The sequence below is a fragment of the Clostridium sp. UBA7791 genome, from assembly GCF_002480755.1.
GTDB lineage: Bacteria > Bacillota > Clostridia > Clostridiales > Clostridiaceae > Clostridium_J > Clostridium_J sulfidigenes.
The window spans coordinates 1,515,644-1,537,652 of record NZ_DLCT01000005.1; the positions used below are offsets into that span (position 1 = coordinate 1,515,644).

Sequence of the window (22,009 nt, forward strand, 5' to 3'; positions counted from 1 at the left end):
GTAAGGCACCATCAGAATAGTAAAATACAACTTTGTCCTTTGATTGTTAAGTCTCCTTTATTAGGAGTACATGATAATACTACTCCAGGATTACAATCAAAATTTACTTTTTCTTCAGCTTGTTTTTTCTCGCCATCTAAATTATTACCAATTTTATCTCCACAGCCTGTAAAAGCTATAATTGTAGCTACTGTTAAAATAACTAATATATTTTTCTTCATAACTTGTTAATTTATATCTATTATTTAAATTTAATCAACAATATCCTTATTGTACCACCTTGCTGTCCACTGCTCAATAAATTCGTACCATTTAAAGCATATATTTCCTTCGTTTAATGTATAACTACATAAAAAAACAGCAGAATTCTGAAATTCTACTGTTTCTTACTTTTCTAGTTAATTAATGTATATCTATTTTATTTCACTAATATTTTATAAAACATCTATAATTTAATCCCACATCATTACCTCTGCAATCTCTAAGATTTCATGACATTTTGGACAATTTAGCATATGAACCTTATCATCATCTATAACTTTCATAATATCTTTTTTGCACATACTACATCTATATGTTTTTCCATAAAAGTTGGCTTTTGTATAAGCCTTTATCTGTAGTTCTTCTGATAAATTATTACAGTTTTTACAGTGGTATATTTCTCTTCTAACATAACTTTCTGCCGTGGTATACTCATCTATAAAACTTCGCATTTCTTTACCGTATTTACCATCTACTATATACTTTGCTACTTGTTCCTTAATCTCCATAAATAGAAAACCTATTCCTGTGTTAAAAGTCTTTTCATAGTCGCATTTACTACATTTCAAAGTATAATTTTGACCCATACTTTGTTTATTTCTTCTTAAAGCCCTTTCACTTAGTTTTTTTATATCATTTAGGGGAATATAGGCTTTTATAATTAACTCCGGAATTAATGACAAAAATATTTTGTTTTAATAAAATATTAAACTCCTCCAATTTTTCATAACTTATTATATTTTCTATGAACTTCTTTCTAGCATACATAGAAAATAAAAACATCCTTATTATCCCCAATGTAGTTCCTAAGAATCATATTATTGTTCCATTGAATCTTCCAAATACCAAACTACCAGCCATTATTGTAATAGGTTCTGGTAACGGTAATACTATGGGTTGTAGAAAACATACAAAAAAATAAATCAAAATTGACTTTTCTTTATATTTAATTAATATGTATTAAAATTTATATCCCAACAAATTATCTTTTATATTCCATAATGCACATAGTATCATTAAAACAATAAAAATACTAAAAATTTTGATATTTTAAAATTAAATTTACTTTTTACTTTTAGATTATGTTCCACAATTATATTTTCCTAATTTTTTTTATTTTACTATTAAATCACTTATTGATTTTTTAAAAAAGTAAAATGCATAAATACTTATTGTTAAAACAAATATAACCATTCCATACTTGCTAAACATAGTTTCTAATATACTCATTCTTAACATCTACCTTAGTAATACTATAATAAAATTTTAACTTTTAATAATTAATATATATGTTAATTTTTCTTAGTAAATAAAGCATAGTCAATTTACTATGTTTTATTTATTATAATCTTAAATTTTATATTTTCCTTATTCTTTTCTACAATTATTTCTCCGTCATGTAACTCTATTATCCTTTTAGCTATAGTTAATCCTAATCCAGAACCTTCATTTTCACTACTTCTCGCTTCATCTACCCTATAAAACTTTTCAAATATTTTACCTAAATCATTTTGAGTTATTTTTCCACATTTATTTATAAAATGCATAGTAATATTTTGCTCATTTTCTTCAACAATTACTCTAAATATTGAATTATTGTCGCTATATTTCTCAGCATTTTTAACCAAGTTCTCAAAAACTCTTGAGATTAATCTCACATTTATATCACAATATAATTCTTTATATGGATTTTCTAAATTTACTTCAATTCCTCTTTCTGAAAAAGATAAAATACTTTCTCCTACAATTTGATTAATTAAATTTGATATATTAAATCTAACTTTCTCAATTTTTATATCATTGCTAGTCAATCTTGTGTACTCAAATAATTCATTAATTAATACTTTAAGCCTTAAACTTTTATTATAGGCAATTTTAATATACTCATCCTTAACATCCTCATCAACTTTTTTATTATTTAATACCTCTAAATAACCTACAATAGAGGTTAGTGGTGTTTTTAAATCATGTGATACTGATGTTATTAATTCATATTTTGAATCTTCAATTTCCTTTTCTTTATTGAACTTTTCTTCTAATCTTTGCGACATTGTATTAATACTTGTTGCCAATTCTGCAAATTCATCATTACCTACAATATTTAGCTTTGATAAAAATTGCTCCTTTTCAATTTCTGAAACTGAATCTATTATATATTTTAAATAACTAATCCTTTTTCTTATCAAAGTTATAAAAGTAATAATGAAAGCTAGTATAGGAATTATTATTATACCTAATGTTATGAAATTATATTTTTGAACAAAATCTATAGGACTGTATTTACTCCTATTCATTAAGAGTTTCTTAATAAAATTATTACCTAGTATCATAAAGATACTTGATATAATAAAAGAAATTAATATTGCAACTAAAGCTTTAACCGTTAAACTTTTAGCTTTTATCTTTTTCATATTTTATATCCAACTCCCCAAACTGTCTTTATATATTCTGGGTTTTTAGGGTCCTTTTCTATTTTTTGTCTTAACTTGGTTATATGAACTATTATAGATGTATCTCCCACAGCATATTTATTTCTCCAAATGTTTTCATATATCTGCTCAACACTGAAAACTATGTTTCTATTTTTACATAAAAGCTCTAGTATCTTGTATTCTGTAGGCGTTAAACTTACTTCTTTACCAGATATCATTACCCTATACATTTCTGTATCTAAGACTAAATCTCCTATTGTTATTATATTTCTCTCCGAATTATTAAATACTGTATATCTTCTTAATTGTGATTTAACACGTGCTATTAACTCCATAGAACTAAAAGGTTTAAATATATAATCATCTGCCCCTAAAGCAAGTCCTTTTATCATATCTATTTCTTCATTCTTTGCAGTTAGAAAAATTACAGGCATTGAATATTTTTTTCTAATCTCAATTAAAACTTGTAATCCATCAAGCTTTGGCATCATAATATCTAGGATAACTAAATCATAATTTTTTCCTTCAATTAGTTTTAGAGCTTCTTCACCATTGCAAGCCTTATCAACATAAAATTCTTCTGTTTGCATATAAACAGTTATAAGTTCTCTAATATCTTTATCATCATCTACTACTAATATATTTTTGCTCATCTTTTCCTCCTTTACATTTTAAAACATAAGCAGGTGGTAAATTTCTTATTACTTTTTTATAGTTAATATCATGAAAAAACTCTCTAAAAAAGTTTAATCTAAAGAGTGAATATTGAAATGTTATAAACTCTGATTCTCCTTTTAGTATTTTACATGTTTTATTCAATACATTCTTTGAAACTTCCTTTGGTAATGATGCAAATGGAAGTCCTGATAAAATATAATCCACATTTTCTATAGAATGTTCTTTAAGTATTATATCAATATTTTCAGCACTATCATTTATAATTATTACATTTTTTTATGTCCGTATATTCCTCTTAAAATATTATAAAACTCTTTATTAATTTCTACTAATATAACTAGTGCATCTTCTTTAATTCTTGAAAGAATTTTCTCTGTAAATACTCCTGTCCCTGGTCCAAATTCCACTATACACTTAGCTTTTTTAAAATTAATAGAATTTACCATTTTATCTGCTAAGTATTTACTACTGGGAGCAATTGCTCCCACAAATCTAGGATTTTTAATATATTCTAATACAAACATTTTAAGCATTACCTCCAACATTTATTTTTATTAATTATAGAAATAAATGTTTAAGTAACACTATATAAAAATATTAAGATTTCTTAATATTTAAGTGAGAATAGCCTATTGTAAAAAAATAAGATTATCTTAATTAGAAAATCTTATTTTTTATCACATTATTTTATTCATAATACATATAGGTAAATGTTTTTAAACCTCACTTATTTATGATAAGACTCACCGTATCAGCAGTAAGTGATGTTTTTCCATTATTGCAATTTCATCATAGGCTTATGTCATGCAATAGACTAAACTTTTTTAAATATCTTGCAAATACGCAAAAAACCCAACAATAAACTAACACCACTGTTTAATGTTAGGTTTCAGAAAACTAAGTTAGAAGATATTAACAATTAAGTAGTGGTGTTTTAGGCTCTCAAGTTAAAAACTACTTGTTTTTTACGGATTTATTTCGCCGTTTTATTGATAAAATCAATTTCATACTGACGTTCACTGTATTTTTCTTGGTTGTCAGTAATGGTACCCTCTGTGAGGGAGATACGCAAAACGATTGAGTTCGGATTATCTTCGTCCCCAACTTCATCAAACCAATCGAAAACTTTTTTAAATATCGCCCTGATTTTCCACTATATCAAATGTATAAATACAAGGGGTTTCTTTGCTTACTCCAAGCTTGGGGATGTCCATTGAATTAATTTTGAGTTTTATTCCCAGCGATTTTTCTAAAACATACATGCGCCCTCCCGCACAACTCTCATAATATAAGGCAAACGGCGCTGTAAGTTTTCCTTTAAGCGTATGTCTGTAACACTCGTCACAGGCAAATGTTATCGTTATAGTATTCTTTTCTTCGTTCAAAACGATGTTGCGTGTCTTTCCGGTATAATTCCCTACAAAAGTGATTAAATATAATTCTAATCTTACAGCAAGAGGCTTATCTGCGTGTTCTAACGCAAAGGCTTTACGGACTTTATCGTGCCCGGTACCCTGACAACCTCCGTGTTGTTCCCAGAGCTTAAAACGTTGCTCCTCGGTGAGATGTTCACTCATAGCTTCCATAAACCTATTATCGCACTGATTCCCTCCGTATGTTTGCACAACGCTTTCAAATATAGGCAATATATCTTCAGAAATACCATTTTTTCGCTTTTTCATAATGCTTAACATAGTTTTCAATTTATTAAGCCTCCAAACCTATCTTTTCTTCCTTTAGTTTTATAGGAACATATCTTTGTAGCTGTTCATAGCCAAGGCCTCTTTTTATTTCATCGTCATTATAGGTCATGTTTCCCATGATGTCACGTTATCTATCAATTATAAAATTCGTTCCCTCCAACCATTTGAGGATTTTATTTTCAACTTTCTTAATGCTGTCATCATCACCGTCAATGCATACCGCAGAAGCGTACAAGCCGCCTTCAAACTCGATGACTTCATAGGTCGCAGTATCAACTTCTTTGACACTATCATGTACACCATATAACCATCTGAATTTTCCATCGTTTCTTCTGCACAAAAAATCCGCGCAGTCAAAGATAACGTTTTTTTTAAAATTACTATGCCTGCCAATCCAAAACATTAAACAGTCTTCATTGAACAATTCACCGAAGTTTTGATACTTCGATGTCAGTGCCAAGAATTTCGGCACCCTCACAATCATCACGTCCGGGATTTTCTTGTCAAGCTTTTCGGTTATTTCTAGCAAACGGTTCACATTCGCTGGGTTGCCGTTGTAATTAACATTTACAAGCTGTCCTTCAATCTCTTGAGCTTTTTCGTAAAGCAACTTCACATTCGCATCCTTGGAAAAATCGGCTTTTTTGATTTGCTCGATAAATTCCAAAACGATTGACTTCAACTCGTGCAAAAGTGACACATCTTCGTCAATGCCGTTGACTTTGTTCCCAAGAACCTCAAGTACTACCTTAGAATCCGGCGCGTTAAATATACGCTGGATATCTTTTATGCTTATGTTCAGTTTACGCAAAATCAGTATCTGTTCCAGCCTTTTTACGGCATTCCCGTCATACATTCTGTATGCGTAATCTTCACTTCGGGTGCTGGCTATCAGCCCCATGTCTTCGTAATACTTCAATGCCCGTGCAGAAATATCATATTTCAGTGACATTTCACGTATTTTAATAAGTTCACTCATATTTTTACCTCCATAGTGGTTTATTATAGCCATTATAAAGTACGACGTAACGATTGAGTCAATAGAAAACTACACATTATATAAATTATCTAAGCCTTTGGTAGGTACAGCCATCTTTTGAATTATATCTTACTTTTAATTATTAAGTTTTAGTAAGAACCGCTATTACTTATGGTACGGTTCACTCTTTATTATCCTAAATTTCACCCTATATACTTTTAATATCTCCTATTACTTATTCAAAACTCCATAACCTTTAGATATATCAATTCCAACACTTATCATATTTGTACCTACAATGAGAATATTTTGTAATTGATTCCATCTGCACTTACTACAATTCATCTTGGTTAGTTACACGAAAGCCTTATAGTTTCAACCGGTTTAATCTAATGTTTTGACATCTTTTATGAAAGATGTGATTAATCCAAAAACAACTTTCTATGATATATTTATTTTATCATAGAAAGCTGCTATTATTTGTAAAGATATTACTCTAACATCCTTTACTTATTTATAACACAATCCTATCAATTTATCTTGATTTACTGTAACGAAGTATTTTTTATCAATATTTACTGCCAACTTATACCCGTCATCCATGTATACTTGCATTTTAAACATAATACTTTTTATCTACATTAATATTATTTTTAGAATTTCAATCACGTTTTTAAGAATCAAACTTTATGTCATAATATACTCTATACTGTTCAATTTGCTTACCTTTATAGCTAATTGCATTAACCGGACAGTTGTGAATGCAACATGTACACATAATACACTTGTTAAAATACTTCTTATCTTTAAATTTTATTTTTTGGGGGACAATTTTTTCACACATTCCACAACCAATACAGTTTTCATTAATGCTAATTGACTTACCCAATGATTTTGCCATAATTCTAAATAAAACAGCAGAATTCTGAAATTCTACTGTTTCTATGTGTTCCTAATTATTGAGGTTCATAGTAAATATATCCTTAATTAAAGATACTTCCTTAACCCTCTAATGATTCTAAGTAAGCACAACATTAATTGAAATATGGGTTCTCTATCCACGTTGGAATATACGGTGTTGGAATATCTATTATTATTTCACTTTCATTTGTACTTTGTGTATCTTCTTGATTATTTATTTCCCCTTAAGTTTGAGTTTCTGCTTTTAAGGCTTTTAGCTTTTTATTTCCCATCTTTATATCTCCGTGTTTACATTACATCAAGCTCTTTATAATCATTTTCCAATGTAATAATAATTACACTTTTAATTTCATAACCAATTTATTTATACCTTCACTGTTCATAAGCTCATACATTAACTTAACTAAATCTTCTTTTGAGATATTTTCATTATTTTTAAACCAATAGGTTAATATGCCAATCATAGCAGATAACATATACTCAAGGGTATAATCAATTTCCATATTGCTCTCACTTGTTTCTAGTTGCTCCAATAGTTTTGCTTTTATACCATTTTTAATCTTACCTGCAAAAGCAGGGTCTCCATTATCCCCTAAAAGCACAGTATAATACTTACTACTACTTGAATAGAGCTTTATAAATGAATCTATAGGTACCGATTCATTGCCCATTGTTGGTAAAAGTGGTGGCATGTCTTCAATGTTTGGTAAAAGAGATTCTTCAATCTGCTCAAGAACATCATAAACGTCATTAAAATACTCGTAAAAAGTGCTTCGATTGTATCCTGCTTTTGTGGTTATTTCACGGACTGTTATTTTCTCAATACGCTTCTCACAATAAAGCTCCCAAAAAGCGTCTATAAGGTTTTGTCTTGTTTGGGTAGATATTTCTTTATATTTTGCCATAACTGCTCCTTTATAAAATCCGACATATTGATCGATATTGTCGGTTGAATAATTTTTATATGTAGAATACACTAAAATCATACAACAAGCTGTTGTGCAAATCAAATGGATTTTAGGAGGCAATAATGATTACGATTTTATGTAGTGGTTCTCGTGGAGATATTCAGCCATATATTGCTCTGGCTATTAAGTTAAAAAAACAGGGGGAAGATGTACGAATTGCAGCAGGTAAAAGCTTTGGAGATTTTATTACAAGTTATGGAATAGAACATTTTCCACTTGCAGCAGATTATAAATCTGTAGATATTGATCCTAAGCTTCTAGATGCTGCTCAAAGTTCAACAAATCCACTTAAAATGCTTTTTACCTTTAACAAAATGAAAAAATATTCGAAAATGATGGTTGATGAAATGTATGAGTCATGTGTTGGTAGTGACGTTATTGTATATCATCCTGGTTGCACTATTGGCTATTTCGCTGCACAACAAATGGGGATACCATCTGTTATGGCATCTCCTTTTCCTATGCTGAAAACTTCTAAAGTGCCATCAATTATCGCTTATGGGAAAACTAAAATGCCTATTTCTCTGTCTTACAAAATGCTACAGGGGATGTTATGGATGGCATCTAAAACAGGCGTTATGCTTTATTGGAAAGAAAAATTCGGTAAACTACCAGAAAATTTTGATTGTCCTTTTGAACGAGTAGATGAAAAAAATCCATCTATTGTTTGTTGTTCTAATTATGTTTTTCCACGTCCAGGAGACTGGAATAAAAATGTTTATCAATTTGGCTATTGGTTTACTCAAGAAAATGATGAATATACTCCACCAAAAGAACTTGTGGAGTTTTTATCAAAGGGTGAAAAACCTATTTATTTTGGATTTGGTTCTGTATTTAACGAAAAAGATAAAGATAGGTTTATATCTTATGTAAAAGAGGCTTTATCAAAAACAAATAAGCGTGGAATTATTTATGGTATGGGTAATGTTAAGAACTTACCTGAAAATATATTTACAATAGACAGCATCCCCCATACATGGCTATTTCCAAAATGCTTGGCTGTCTGTCACCACGGTGGATCAGGTACAACAGCAGCTGGCTTTGCTGCAGGCGTGCCGTCTATTATTATTCCATTTTCCAACGACCAATTTGCATGGGCACATCGTAGTTATGACATTGGAGTAGGAGCAAAACCTATATACAAAAAACAGCTATCAGCAAAAAAGCTTGTAGAATCAATAAACTATGCTTTATCTGACAAAGTCACACAAAATGCAAAACAGTTGGGTAAAAATATTGCAAGTGAAAATGGAGCAAAGCATTGTGCAGATTTAATTGTAAGGATGGTAAATTAAATATGCATAAAATTGTAGCAATTTTAGGTAGCCCCCATATTAATGGAAATGGTGCATTTGCTTTGGATAGAATACTTAAAGGCGCAAAAGAAAACGGAGCAATATGTTTAAAATATGAGCTTTGTAAAATTAACATAAAAAACTGTTTAGGTTGCAGAAAATGTGTAGAAAATGGTGGTGTATGCGTTTTGAAAGATGATTTCACTGAGATTTTTGAAAATATTAAAACTGCTGATACTGTGATAATATCATCGCCAATTTATATTAACCAAGTTAACGGATACACAAAAACCTTTCTCGATAGGTGTTATCCACTTACCGACAAATACCATAAACCACGTTTTGGAAAACGAAATGTTATAATGCTTTGTACATATGGTGCACCTATACCTTTTATTTTTTCAAAATATATTAAAAGTACAGGTAAATCTTTAAAAGCAATGGGATTAGTTAATAACAGAAATATTATAATTCATGGCTGTACTACTATTGATAAGGTTAAAAATGATGTAAAACTTCAATCAAAACTAATTTCCATTGGAAAAAATATATAAAAAAATTTAGATTTCTCCATATACAATATAAGTAATATTATTTAAAGTTCAAGTTTTAATTATATTTTTCATGAAAAAAAGATAGGCTTTTAAGCCTATCCTATCCCTTTGAGTATCTTCACCTGCACAAATTGGAATTTGTAAAACTTCGGATTAGCCTCATAATCTCACTGATAAATTAATATATACTATACACAATTCTCAAATATTGGTTCAATATAATCTTTAATAAGTTTTAAACTATCCTTCGCATATGGCTTTAAAATAGAAGCAATAGAAACTACCATTTTTTTCTTTGTATTAACATAAATCGCATTTCCTCCCTGTCCCAAAGCTGCATATATATGTTCTTTATCATCAATAATCCACCACAGATAGCCATAGGACAGCTTTCCTCCTCGGCTATGCTCCTTTATACTCTCATCTATCCACCACGCCGGTATAATTTGTTTATCTTTCCATATTCCATTACTTAAGTACAATTGACCTATTTTTGCCATATCCATTGGGGTTAAGGTAAGACCCCAGCCTGCTGTATTTATACCTTCAGGGTCAACAACCCAACCGCTAACATTTTTATCTTTGGGAAAGGCAAGATGTTCTTCTTTATTTGGTAATACCACATTGTGTTCAACATTAATTTCCAATGGCGAAAACAAATTTTCTCTTGCAAAATTAAGTACTGATTGTCCTGTTGCTTTTACAAGAATTCCTGATAAAATATGTGTTCCTACAATAGGAGAATACCTAAACTCTCCATTCTGCCTCTTTCCTCCTAATAAATCAAGCCCAGCTTTTATCCAGTTATCGCTTGCGAAAACCTTCGCATATGGTTCTGACTTACATTTATATGGGGCTGTCATAGTCAGCATGTCCTTAATGGTAACACTCTGTATCGTTTTTTCTCCTCTTTTAACTGTGTAATCCGGGAAAAAATCCAATACTTTCTGGTTAATACTTTTGATGTACCCTTTATCTATAGCAATACCAATCAATATGGAAATAATACTTTTTGTCACTGAAAAAACATGGCTGGTGTTATTAGCGGCACATCCATTATAGTAATTTTCATATAATGTTTCACCGTTTTTTAATACAATTATGCCAGTAATATTGTTATAGCTACTGTTTATTATCTTTTCTAACCATATCTTTTTTCTTTGATTTATATGATTCATATAAGATACCCTCCTGTTCTGGAATTTGGATTATCTTTCAGTTGCTCTGGTATTCCTTTGGCAATAATCTCACCGCCCTTGTCCCCACCTTCCGGACCAAGTTCAATAATATAGTCACAGCTCTTTAAGACCTCTACATTGTGTTCAATTACAATCACCGAATTGCCATTTACAACGAGTTGATCTAATAGTTTTAATAACAATGCCGTATCATACAAGCTAAGTCCAGTGGTTGGTTCATCTAACACATATAGTATATTGCCCTTTCGATGCCGTCCTAACTCTTTGGCAAGCTTCACTCTCTGTGCCTCACCACCACTTAAAGAAGAAGATGGTTGACCAAGGGCTAAGTACCCCATGCCCATTTGATCTAGAATACGTAGTGGTCTCACAATGCTATTCTGATCTGCAAAGAATGAAATGGCTTTGGTAACGCTCATCTCTAACACATCGGCAATGTTTTTTCCTTTATAGTCTACAGAAAGACTTTCTTCATGGAACCGCTTGCCATGACACATCTGGCAAAGCTTATCTACGGAAAAATTGGAGGTCAGAAAGATTCTTTCATAACCACTACCACCACAGTCTGGACATGCCCCTTTAGAATAAAACGAAAAATGTCCACCGCTCATGTTTCTTATTTTTGCTTCAGGCTGTTTTGCAAAAAGTTCCCTGATTTTATCCCAGATACCAATATAAGAGACTGGCGTAGAACTGGAATTTCTTCCAATAGGCTCCTGAGATATCTTTGCAAAGCCACTAATCAGTTCTACTCCTGCTATATCAGTTGCAATACCATATTTTCTGGCACTAACAAGACGTTTCAAAAGCGTCTCCTCAATGAGTGAACTCTTCCCACTTCCGGACAATCCAGCAATACCAACCATGACATGAAGTGGAAATGCTACAGTTAAGTCCTTTAAATAATGGGTATTTGCATGCTCTAAGATTAGACAGTCTTCCTTATCAAAGGCATGCTTTCTAACCGTCCTTTCCGGCATCAAACATTTGCCTGAAAGATACTGACTAAGCATAGTATTTACATTTTCATATCCTTCATAATTTCCCTGGTAGACAACCCTTCCACCTTCTATGCCTGCTTTTGGACCAATCTCAATAATATGGTCGGCATGACGAATCATCTCTCTATCATGCTCCACCATAATCACTGTATTACCAATGTCTCTTAATTCCTTTACCGCTTCGATCATGCTTTCCTTCTCAGATGAATGTAATCCTGCCATGGGTTCATCAAAGACATAAATCAGAGAATTCAGTTTAGACTCCAAATGGAGATGGAGAAAGATTCGCTGTACCTCACCACCGCTTAAAGAAGACATCTCCCTGTAAAGAGTCAGATGTCCTAAGCGAAACTGAATCAGATGCTTCAATTTTTCCACTAAATTCTTTACCAGGTTCTTACCAAAATGAGATAATTCTTCCTCCGGTATTTCCTTTAGGAAATCAAGAAGACCTGTCAGTGTCATCTGTCCCAGTTCACCAATGCGCTTTCCATGAAGGAAGACTTCTCTTGCTTCTTCGCCGATTCGCTGTCCATGACAATCTGGACAAAGGGTCTTTAAATAAACTTCCTCCACATCCTCGCCCTTTTCATACGCATTTCTTAGTATACGCTCCAGACAGTAGCTTTGCTTGCCATTATCATATGTCCCATAGATGACTTCATTACTGATATCTTCTGGAAGTTCCCAGAATGGAGTTGCAAAATATACGCCGTATTTCTTCTTTAAAATTCGTAAGAAACCAGCTGTTACCTGCAGACTCTCATAGACCTCCAATAAGGTTGTTGTTTTATCTTGAATCAACTTCTCCAGATTAATATCATAATAAGAACCTCTGCCCTGGCAGCTAATACACATACCATCGGCCGTTGTATATAGAAAGAAGCCTAGGGAGAGATGTCCACTATGCTCATCCATAGCCTTTCCGTCACTGGTATATAACATGGCTAACTGGTTTAGAATTCCAGTCTTTGAGCCAACTGTAGAACGGGGATTGCTCTGCCTTATTGTATTTTGGCATACCGCCACCGTTGGGCCGATTCCTTCCATAGTATCGAATCTGTCCTCGTTATCAAGTCCAGTCAGAATTCCAATGGACCTTAGATACTTGTTCTTGCCTTCTTCAAACAGGATATCAAATGCAAGACTGGACTTACCGGAACCACTGATCCCGGTAATGACCACTAGTTGATGCTTTGGAATCGCTAGATTAATATTTTTTAGATTATGGATTCGTGCTCCTTGAATCTTGATTTCTTCCATATGCTCACCTCTGAATAGATCTGCAGCATCTTAGAAATGAATGGGCTCTATGGGAAGGTAGATGTCAACCCTAATTGCCTAAATCGTAGATTACTTCACATAATTCATTGGCTCAATAGGAACGTATATATCTACCTCATGGATAGGACTTCCATTGGCATAAGGTTCGTTTCGATACACTTCGAATGGATATGAGTTTCTTGGAACATAACCACTGCTGGTTATCCACTGTTGATACATGTAATTCCAAGCATCGCTATACTGTTCCTGCTGAATCTGAAAATGTCCCACCGCATACAGTCCGCCTTCTAGTTTCATCCTCCCAAGAATACCGTCTTCCTGAACTCGTATATCCTCTGGCACCGTGAGACACAGGCTGGTACGGAATTGATTCTCCTCTCCGAATTCCGGATTATCATGATACATGGCAATCACCCAGTTTTGACCCTTCACAAGAAGATGCTGCTTCTTTGCATGATCAAATAAAATCTGAATAAGATTGACATACTTCTTTGCTAATGTGTCATAGGTACCTATATGTCTCACATAAGCCACCTGTTTTTCCTCTAAATTTGCTATGGTAATCTTCCCTGTGACAGGAAGCAGATTGTCTGCCCATTCTTTCTTCACTGTGTCCTTATTATACTCTGACAGTAAAAAAGAATCTTTGCAATTCTTGCTATATTCATTCCGGTATTCTCTTGGACTAGTGCCATAATAATTCTTAAATGCCCGGGAAAATACGGCTGAATCAGTATATCCAAGTTCATAGGAAATATCCGTAATATTTTTATCTGCCCGGTGTGCAAGCAAAAAAAGTGCATTCTCCATGCGAATCCGGTTCACATAATGGACTAAAGGCTCGTTTAATATGCCCTGAAATATCCGGCTGAAATGATATTTTGAAAACCCAGCAGCACTGGAAAGTTCCTCAATAGACAGTGATTGCCCTAAATGACCTTCAATATAGTCCTGCACCTTATGAATTTTTCGTATGTATTCATCTTGACACTTCTGATCTGGCATATGATACCCTCCTGTTCTTGATAAATATAGGATAAGGTATTTAATAAATCTTTTCAACCCACCCTCAGAAGAGTTGCTTTGAACTGCTTTCATACCACGTTACGCTAATATAAATAATCTCCAGTACAAATAGAAATAGTTATAACACAAGCCAATGATACTTTTTATATCATTGGCTTGAATTTAATATATAACCCCGATAACAGTTAAAAATTATTTTTTCTTAAATTCCTTATTATCTAAAATAATAACCTCTGACTTATCTTCCTTTGATGCCTGCTTTGTGTGATTTACAAGTTTTATAACGTTCTTATATGATTGTTTTGCTCCCTTTACAAGCAAGGGTACTCCTAGAAAATCAATTTTTAGCCACCTAGAAAGTAATCCGCCAAAGGTCATTGGTAATGGAACCGTTGGTGATGTATTAGAAAATATAATTTTCTCATCTAATAGCTTTTCTTTATGAAGCATAGAAGTTAAATTATATAATCCTGGAATTAAAACCTTTGAACGTCCTCTACCTACAACATAGACTTTATTTCCATCTTCATCACTTCCATAATAAAAAAGTTCTCCACGATTTCCATATACTAACTTATTAAAGTTAGGTAATTTCAATATTTCATCCTTAGTTGGTTCTCGAGTTTCATCCAGCATTTTTAAGTGATAAGCAATTGCTAGAATAGACGAGTGGGTTCCTCCATAACAATTATATATGTATATCATTTAAATCACCTAATTTCTTCTTTTTTTACTTTATTTTAATAATTGTAGTATATGCAATAAACATTTATATTAAACATTCTTTGAACATATTTTATCCAAGTTCCCCAATTCTTTATACATAAAATAAATATGTTACAATCCGTTACCACTACCAAACTTAAGCTCTTAATAATTTCATTAATTTATGTGCATCTCCATCAGCATTAATGATATCATCATCTGTAAGACCTGCCTCAGCTGCAATATTATATGCTTTACCAAAATCCCCTACATCTTCTGATTTGTGTGCATCACTTCCTAATGAAAATTTGACGCCCATGTTCTTTAACTTTTTTATTGTTTCAATATCCATATTCTTATGAGATCTGTTAATTTCTAAAGCAGTATTTCTTTCAATAGCTACCTTTCCAATTTCAATAACATCTGGATTAACATGCTCTAATGGATGATTTAATATTGTAATTTCATATTTTTTAATAGCACTAATCGCAGCTTCTGTATAATTTCTCAATAAAAGTGGATTTTGTACCGCTCCAGGATGATAACCCACACAAATTATGTCCAGGTAATCAATTATTTCATCTTTAATATCTATATCCCCCTTTTTAGTAACAATATTACATTCTATACCAAGAAGAATCTTAAAGTCATTCTCCTTCAATAATGAACTCTTATTAAAATCATCAATTACTTTACGTACTTCTTTATATTGATTTAGTTTCATCCCGTAGATACTATGCCTATAACCATGGTCTGTTATTGCTATTTCTTTTAATCCTTTTTTTATTCCAGTTTTAACATTTGATTCAATACTTCCTTTTGCATGTTCTCCAAAAATAATATTAAATAAGGGAATATGCCCCTTTGCAATATTAGTATGAGTATGATAGTCTGCAATAATCTTAAAACTCATTTTATCTCCTCCATAGTTTTATTTTGCCCATATTATTGGATAATTCTTATCATATATCACAAATCTACACAAACAATATATATCATTACTTCTGCATAGTATTTGTTTTTTACCATAAAAAAAACTTCATTATTTATGGTACGGTTCATTCTTAATTATCATAAATTTCACCCTATATACTTTTAATATCTCCTATTACCCAATAACCCATACCCCATACCATTGATTAAAACCATTCTGATACATCTGTCCAAAATTTAGTTACTTTATTTAGCTCCCTTTTCTGGTGTTGTGATTTTAAATAAAATTGCTGGTACATTAGGATTTAACTAGTTCTATGTACAATAAATATACCTTTGTTTAAGGCATAACTACATAAAAAAACAGCAGAATTTTGAAGTTCTACTGTTAATAGGTCTTTCTAATTACTTAGTTTTATAGGGAATATATCCCTAATTAAATATACTTCTTTAACTCCTCTATGGACTCTATATCAAACAAATCTCCATTAATTTTTTCTATCTTTTCTAATAATAAAAAAAGTGAATTAACTCAACCGTATACTACAGTAAGTCAAATGCTTTTGAAAATTACTCTGGAAAAACTCGTAACTGTACTGATACCCCATTTGGATCATATACATAAAAATAGCGAGTTCCATCACCAGGGTTTTGGATGGCAGAAGGATTAAGACCTCTGTCCTGCACAAGATCATGCATTTCATCTAGTTTATCTGTTTTAAAGCAAATGAACATACCCTTTCCTTCAAACTTCTGACCCTGTGGCATACAAACAAGTTCAATCTCAGTTTCTCCCTTGCCATTTGTCAGAAATGCAAGCTCTCCATCTCCTGCTTTAAAGCGTCGGGAAACAGTTAGTTCTGTAATTGTCTCATAAAATTTAATAGATTCTTCTAAGTCGTTAACCATTAAGGTTACATGCTGAATATGCATAATATATCCCCTTTCCTTTGTGTAATCTTTAATAATTATCTCATAGTGAAATATGTAATGCAAGAATTGCCCTACTGCTCTATTTGTACTTATTTATTACTAAATCTATGAATAGGACCATCCCAAACTTCGTTACCATTTTGAAGTTCTATGAAGTTACCTAAAGTATATTGGTTAAAATTAATATTTTTCTGCAAAATATTCTACCCATGCTGGATAAAATCCTGTGGCTAAAGCAGTTCTCATTGAAGCAAGGTTCGCACTCCACGTTGTATAATATGGTATTTTATCTAGCTTCAATATCTCCTTTGTTAATTGTTGAATAACCAATTTTGCTAATCCTTGTCCCCTATATTCCTTAATTGTATCTATACCTATTTGCCATAGTGGATCATGGTAATTGTCTGCACCAGCTACGGCTACCACAGTTCCCTCAATAAAAGCTGCAATTGCAATTTCATCCTTTTCATAGTTTAATGCATTTTCAAATCCAGGATATCTTATGTAAAACTCACTCATATTTTCTTTTTCTATTTTCTTAAGAACTACATTATCTGGGCAAATAATATCTTCACTTTTACTATAAAGGAATCTCAAATGTTCACCTGCAAGACATAAATCATTTTCCCTTAGTTTGCATTCAATCCTATGAAGATTTTTACCATCAATAATATCTTCTGCTAAAGTATCTATAAAATTTTCTTTTGCCCAGTTAATTAAATCTCTTCTTCCAATAAAAAGCATTGATTTTCCAAATGAAATCATACTAAAAATTTCTACATCGCTTTCCATGAATACATTTTTTCCATCATCAAATATATTATATTCCAGATTATAATTTGTAATATAATAATTAATTACTTTCTGAACATTATCCATAATTTAAAATCTCCTCTACAAAATACTATTTGCCTGTCACTAAAAAATTTCTTACTTATTTAATTGTAACATATTTTGTAAATATAACATTATTTTTAGTATGGTATTTCCAGCTTTAAAAATAGCCTTAGCCAAGCCATATAAATTCCCGGGGGTTTAAATTGCATTTTCTTGTGGTACAGTTCTCCATATCTACTTAAAGTGGGGTTTTTTATATATTTTCATTAAATAAACTAGAATTGCACTACCTCTCCATAACATAGTTTGTTAGTAAAACACCTTTTCTTTCTACTTTCTGTTCTTTTACAACCTTATATCCTCGTTTTTCAAAGAAATACTTTGCAGTAATTGATGCCTGTGTACTAATCTTATCTACATCAAATGCCTTTTCCAGCACATCACAAATCGCAGTAGCAATCCCTTTATTTTGGTAGTCCTTATGAACATATAATCTATCTAAATATCCACTCTTATCTATATCTCCAAAACCAACTATAATATTATTTTCAATAGCAATAACTGTAAAATTTTCTAATAAGGATTTATTCCATTTCTCTAAATCTACAGCACCTGTTGCCCATACATTCAACTGTTCTTCTGTATAGTCTTTTGCATTAATGGAATGTACTGTATTATAAAACAGTTCCGCTAAATCTTTACAATATGATGGTTCATACCTTCTTATAAGCATTTCCTATCTCACTCACCTTTAATACTATTCCTAAATTGAATATTATTTTACATGATCCTTATTATTTAAATTTAATTAACAATATCCTTATTGTACCACCTCACTTTCCACTGCTCAATAAACTTATACCATATAAAGTATATTTTTCCTTTGTTTACCTATAACTATATAAAAAACAGTAGAATTCTGAAATTCTACTGTTCCTAAAAAATACTTCTACCCATACTTTATATAATTTATAAAGACTTTTTATATTTCTTAAAGTAGACTAAACTTGAAAAAATAAAAAAAGCACCAAAAATTATAAAAAATGCTGCAGAAAAATATAGTTTCCCGGTTAAATGCCATATTCCTATTGCCAACCATAGAACCCCTGAAATTGCATCTAATATCCATGAACTTTTATTATCTATTGCTTTACAATTACACGTACCATATTTTTTTATTTGCTTAATTCTAGAGCTATATGCTAAATAAGGCATAAAATTAAAGACAAATACAAATATATCAATTATCAACAATCCAACAATAATCAAAAATATAGGTTTAATGGCAACTAAAGAAACAACTAACAACCCCATTAGAGCTATAGCTAGTATTAAAGAATATAAAGTCCCTTTTCTTGTTTGATTTCTTATACTTGTATATTTATCTATTTCTGATTCACAATCACTATAAATAGGTTTAGTTCCAGCTTGCGCTGAAAAAATGTGCATATAATTTTCTATAGAAACAATACAATTCCATCCTGCTTCTTTAAATATAGTGAAGTATTCTTCATTTGCCTCTGTTTGGTAATCTAAGTTATATATTATATCTTGAGATTTATCTTTTCTTAGTTTATAGAAAAACCCTCCTACTATATCTTCTAATATCCAACCTTGCCTTGCATATTCTTTTAATTTTTCCATATCACTTTCTTCACTAAATGCAAACCCATTAATCATTACATATTTACTTTTCAAAAATATCCCCCTTTCTAACCCAAAAAATTTTCAGCGAATTTAATCATCTGCTTTTTACGTTCAATCTCTTTTATAAGCATATCTCGTCCTTTATTGGTTATTTTATATATTTTTTTGTTTTCATCTGTGTCACAATTTAACTCCACTAAATCTGCCGCTAAAAGCTTTTTCAATGTTGTATAAAGAGATGCAGGACCAATAGTAACTTCATTATTAGTAAACTTCTCAATAGTTTTCATAATTAGGTATCCATGCTTTTCATCAACAACACTAGATAAAATATAAAAAGCAGAATCTGTTAATTCCCCTATATCAATAGAATCTTTTCTTGGCATAAAATTCTCCTTCATATTATATTTAATGATATATCATTAAATGATATATCATTAAATATAATATATCCATAAATGATATACTTGTCAAGTTTTTCTTTATTGCTTTTGATATTTATATATTTTTATTAAAATATATAAATACACTGGCAAAAAAGTCTTCTTCCATAAACTAAATATTAATTAATAAAAAATATAACCACCTGTAAAGTAGCTATTTAATCTACTTACAGGTGGCTATTTTAATCTTATCTCAACTATCTCACATATTAAAGTTTATTATAACTACTAAATGTAATGATTATACTTATTTTTTACATTTTATCAATAAAAACTTCATTGGAGGTTTATCTTTATTATCACTATCTATTTCATCAATTTCAGAAAATTCTACAAGTCCATATTTTTGAAAATCTTTTTTTATTGATTCTGAATCATAAAAAAAGATTTTTACTCCGTCTTTTGTTTCATAATAACTTTCATTAAGTTTTTTTCCTTTTCCAAACATAGGAGCTTTCTTTGAAACAGCTGTAAAAATCATATATCCGTCTTGTTTTAATTGATTATAACAATCACTAATAAATTTTTCCCTCTCACTTTCATTTAATAAATGAATAAGTGCATAGCTAAATATCCCTTCATAGAGTTTATTTTCAAAAGGCATATCTCCTACTGAACCATGATAAATATTAATATCAATCCCATGTTTCCTTGCTAAATCAATAGCTGTTTTTGAAATTTCGATTCCCGTAACATTTATATTATTATCAATAAATACCTTTGCATTTCTTCCATAACCAATACCAGGTATTAATATATCTTTTATATTATTTTCAATAAAGCAATCCTTGGCAATAATGGCTGATTCTGATGGTTTAAATCCCCACATTGTTTGTTTTTCTATAAAACTTTTTTCCCAAAACTCCGTCATATTTTCGCTCTCCTTAAAATATATTTTTTGAATCTGTAACAATAATAACCCCTAAAACAAATGGATAAGTAATGTTAAAGTTTTTATTACTATTCACTTAGATCTCTTATATAATGCATAAATTTAATTTCCCATTGTGATTCTGAACTATATGCTTCATATTTATTATCTAAATAGTGTTTAATAACATAAATCTCTTCCTTTGAAAGTGTTTTAAATAATTCTAAAGCTTCATCTTCCCAAAAACACAGGTTTAACACTTCCACTAGGTCACTTAAGCTATTAACCTCTTCTTTTACCATTGCAATCTTATCTGAAATAAATCTACAATCATTTATTTCATTGATTAAATTGCGTAACCTTTCATTATCCATAGTATCATTATCTATAAATTCACTTTCTTTTAAATCCTCTTCATACTTAAAGGATAAAAATATATTATCAATATTTCCTATGGATAATCCTACTTTAATTCTAGGATAAATATTTACAGCTGTTTTTTGGATATATTCTATCTTTTCATTATCAACTATCCCTAAAATATCACAGATTCTCTTTGCTGAGCTCTCTAATTTTACTAAAATTTCAGTTTTGGACAAGTTTATAAAAATCCCTAATAATGTTTCTCTTTGCAATGCCGAAATCTCTAATGTTAATATATCTCTGCCTAAAATATCAAGCCCTATGGCATTTGTTAGTATTGGTTCAAAAATATTAATTAATAGCTCTTTATAATCAGAGCAATAGCTATTTAGAACATAAATAATATTATCCTTATCAAAACATATGCAAAACTCATTTTCAATAAGTAGTGCTTTTAAGTATTCATTTATATATTCAATTCCCTGTAGCTTTTCTGATATGGGATTAGAAAGTTGATAATCTATGCTACAGTCTATCTTATGAGCAAAATATCTATAGTCATATTTATTAAAAAATCTATCTATTTCATTTATTGTATCCTTATATGATATGTTTTCTATATTAGATGAACTTTTTCTAACTTCTTCTAATAAGTTCTTTCCTCTCTCCATCAAAGAGGCTATTTTACTCCAAGAAGTCTTTAACAAGTCACTTATATCTTCTTCCATCAATACTTCCTTTGCGTTCATTAACTCTCTTAATTCTAATCCTAATGAAAAACAAATTGAATTAAGTAACTCTTCCGCTATTTCTATTGGAACTGATGTGCTATCACCCATTGTATATCGTTCAGTGTGCTTACCAATAAAATTCCATATTTTAAACTCAATAAGCATTTTATCTTCTTCACTTATATTTTTATCTATTTGAATATTATCTGAAAACGCCATTAAACTCTTGTTGCTTTCTTCCATAA

Annotated in this window: 22 protein-coding genes and 1 pseudogene; 2 read left to right on the plus strand and 21 right to left on the minus strand. The window is 30.8% G+C overall.

Translation table 11 applies throughout. The annotated features are described in order from the left end of the window. Positions 1 to 11: 11 nt before the first annotated feature. The 9 genes and pseudogenes from B3Z56_RS12785 to B3Z56_RS12825 form a co-directional block, all read right to left on the minus strand. Complete coding sequence (locus tag B3Z56_RS12785; RefSeq protein ID WP_346878922.1) at positions 12 to 221, minus strand: hypothetical protein; 210 nt, start codon at positions 219 to 221, stop codon at positions 12 to 14. 231 nt (positions 222 to 452) lie between these two features. Continuing rightward, positions 453 to 944 (minus strand): hypothetical protein, encoded by a 492-nt coding sequence (locus tag B3Z56_RS12790; protein WP_346878923.1) that lies wholly within the window; start codon positions 942 to 944, stop codon positions 453 to 455. Between the two features lie 645 nt (positions 945 to 1,589). Further along, the gene (locus tag B3Z56_RS12795; protein WP_346878924.1) at positions 1,590 to 2,672 is read right to left on the minus strand and encodes a HAMP domain-containing sensor histidine kinase; all 1,083 of its coding nucleotides are present in this window, start codon (positions 2,670 to 2,672) and stop codon (positions 1,590 to 1,592) included. After that, the gene (locus B3Z56_RS12800; RefSeq protein WP_346878925.1) at positions 2,669 to 3,346 is read right to left on the minus strand and encodes a response regulator transcription factor; all 678 of its coding nucleotides are present in this window, start codon (positions 3,344 to 3,346) and stop codon (positions 2,669 to 2,671) included. Before B3Z56_RS12800 ends, B3Z56_RS12795 begins: the two co-directional genes overlap by 4 nt. After that, positions 3,318 to 3,895, minus strand: a pseudogene (locus B3Z56_RS12805) (class I SAM-dependent methyltransferase). Before B3Z56_RS12805 ends, B3Z56_RS12800 begins: the two are co-directional and overlap by 29 nt. A gap of 606 nt (positions 3,896 to 4,501) precedes the next feature. After that, positions 4,502 to 5,074 (minus strand): hypothetical protein, encoded by a 573-nt coding sequence (locus B3Z56_RS12810; RefSeq protein WP_346878926.1) that lies wholly within the window; start codon positions 5,072 to 5,074, stop codon positions 4,502 to 4,504. A 127-nt stretch (positions 5,075 to 5,201) separates the two neighbouring features. Then, positions 5,202 to 6,053 (minus strand): MerR family transcriptional regulator, encoded by an 852-nt coding sequence (locus B3Z56_RS12815; RefSeq protein ID WP_346878927.1) that lies wholly within the window; start codon positions 6,051 to 6,053, stop codon positions 5,202 to 5,204. A 673-nt stretch (positions 6,054 to 6,726) separates the two neighbouring features. Then, on the minus strand, positions 6,727 to 6,954 hold the full coding sequence (locus B3Z56_RS12820) for a hypothetical protein (protein ID WP_346878928.1): 228 nt from the start codon (positions 6,952 to 6,954) through the stop codon (positions 6,727 to 6,729). Between the two features lie 355 nt (positions 6,955 to 7,309). Then, positions 7,310 to 7,879: a TetR/AcrR family transcriptional regulator gene (locus B3Z56_RS12825; protein WP_346878929.1), complete on the minus strand. Its 570-nt coding sequence runs from the start codon at positions 7,877 to 7,879 to the stop codon at positions 7,310 to 7,312. A gap of 125 nt (positions 7,880 to 8,004) precedes the next feature. On the opposite strand from B3Z56_RS12825, the gene B3Z56_RS12830 reads away from it, so the two are divergent. After that, positions 8,005 to 9,237 (plus strand): glycosyltransferase, encoded by a 1,233-nt coding sequence (locus tag B3Z56_RS12830; protein ID WP_346878930.1) that lies wholly within the window; start codon positions 8,005 to 8,007, stop codon positions 9,235 to 9,237. Then, complete coding sequence (locus B3Z56_RS12835) at positions 9,204 to 9,791, plus strand: flavodoxin family protein (protein ID WP_346878931.1); 588 nt, start codon at positions 9,204 to 9,206, stop codon at positions 9,789 to 9,791. The genes B3Z56_RS12830 and B3Z56_RS12835 overlap by 34 nt, the downstream gene beginning before the upstream one ends. Before the next feature lie 188 nt (positions 9,792 to 9,979). On the opposite strand, the gene B3Z56_RS12840 is transcribed toward B3Z56_RS12835, so the two are convergent. The 12 genes from B3Z56_RS12840 to B3Z56_RS12895 form a co-directional block, all read right to left on the minus strand. Then, positions 9,980 to 10,960, minus strand: coding sequence for a serine hydrolase domain-containing protein (locus B3Z56_RS12840; protein WP_346878972.1), 981 nt, complete (start codon positions 10,958 to 10,960; stop codon positions 9,980 to 9,982). Positions 10,961 to 10,965: 5 nt separating this feature from the next. After that, positions 10,966 to 13,254 (minus strand): excinuclease ABC subunit UvrA, encoded by a 2,289-nt coding sequence (locus B3Z56_RS12845; RefSeq protein WP_346878932.1) that lies wholly within the window; start codon positions 13,252 to 13,254, stop codon positions 10,966 to 10,968. A gap of 90 nt (positions 13,255 to 13,344) precedes the next feature. After that, positions 13,345 to 14,280 (minus strand): AraC family transcriptional regulator, encoded by a 936-nt coding sequence (locus tag B3Z56_RS12850; protein WP_312496017.1) that lies wholly within the window; start codon positions 14,278 to 14,280, stop codon positions 13,345 to 13,347. A 213-nt stretch (positions 14,281 to 14,493) separates the two neighbouring features. Next, positions 14,494 to 15,006 (minus strand): DUF3189 family protein, encoded by a 513-nt coding sequence (locus B3Z56_RS12855; RefSeq protein ID WP_312496019.1) that lies wholly within the window; start codon positions 15,004 to 15,006, stop codon positions 14,494 to 14,496. Positions 15,007 to 15,163: 157 nt separating this feature from the next. Continuing rightward, positions 15,164 to 15,919, minus strand: a complete 756-nt coding sequence (locus B3Z56_RS12860; protein WP_346878933.1) for a PHP domain-containing protein — start codon at positions 15,917 to 15,919, stop codon at positions 15,164 to 15,166. A gap of 590 nt (positions 15,920 to 16,509) precedes the next feature. Next, on the minus strand, positions 16,510 to 16,872 hold the full coding sequence (locus B3Z56_RS12865) for a VOC family protein (protein WP_346878934.1): 363 nt from the start codon (positions 16,870 to 16,872) through the stop codon (positions 16,510 to 16,512). A gap of 180 nt (positions 16,873 to 17,052) precedes the next feature. Continuing rightward, positions 17,053 to 17,751 (minus strand): GNAT family N-acetyltransferase, encoded by a 699-nt coding sequence (locus tag B3Z56_RS12870; RefSeq protein ID WP_346878935.1) that lies wholly within the window; start codon positions 17,749 to 17,751, stop codon positions 17,053 to 17,055. Between the two features lie 244 nt (positions 17,752 to 17,995). Then, positions 17,996 to 18,442 carry a GNAT family N-acetyltransferase gene (locus B3Z56_RS12875; RefSeq protein ID WP_346878936.1) on the minus strand — a complete coding sequence of 149 codons (447 nt, stop codon included), beginning with the start codon at positions 18,440 to 18,442 and terminating at the stop codon, positions 17,996 to 17,998. A gap of 236 nt (positions 18,443 to 18,678) precedes the next feature. Beyond that, on the minus strand, positions 18,679 to 19,407 hold the full coding sequence (locus B3Z56_RS12880) for a DUF2812 domain-containing protein (RefSeq protein ID WP_346878937.1): 729 nt from the start codon (positions 19,405 to 19,407) through the stop codon (positions 18,679 to 18,681). A 14-nt stretch (positions 19,408 to 19,421) separates the two neighbouring features. Then, a complete protein-coding gene (locus tag B3Z56_RS12885) occupies positions 19,422 to 19,742 on the minus strand; it encodes a PadR family transcriptional regulator (RefSeq protein ID WP_346878938.1) in 321 nt (106 codons plus the stop codon). A 304-nt stretch (positions 19,743 to 20,046) separates the two neighbouring features. Then, on the minus strand, positions 20,047 to 20,670 hold the full coding sequence (locus B3Z56_RS12890) for a class I SAM-dependent methyltransferase (protein WP_346878939.1): 624 nt from the start codon (positions 20,668 to 20,670) through the stop codon (positions 20,047 to 20,049). An 89-nt stretch (positions 20,671 to 20,759) separates the two neighbouring features. Beyond that, a complete protein-coding gene (locus B3Z56_RS12895; protein WP_346878940.1) occupies positions 20,760 to 22,007 on the minus strand; it encodes a DUF6179 domain-containing protein in 1,248 nt (415 codons plus the stop codon). Positions 22,008 to 22,009: the final 2 nt, after the last annotated feature.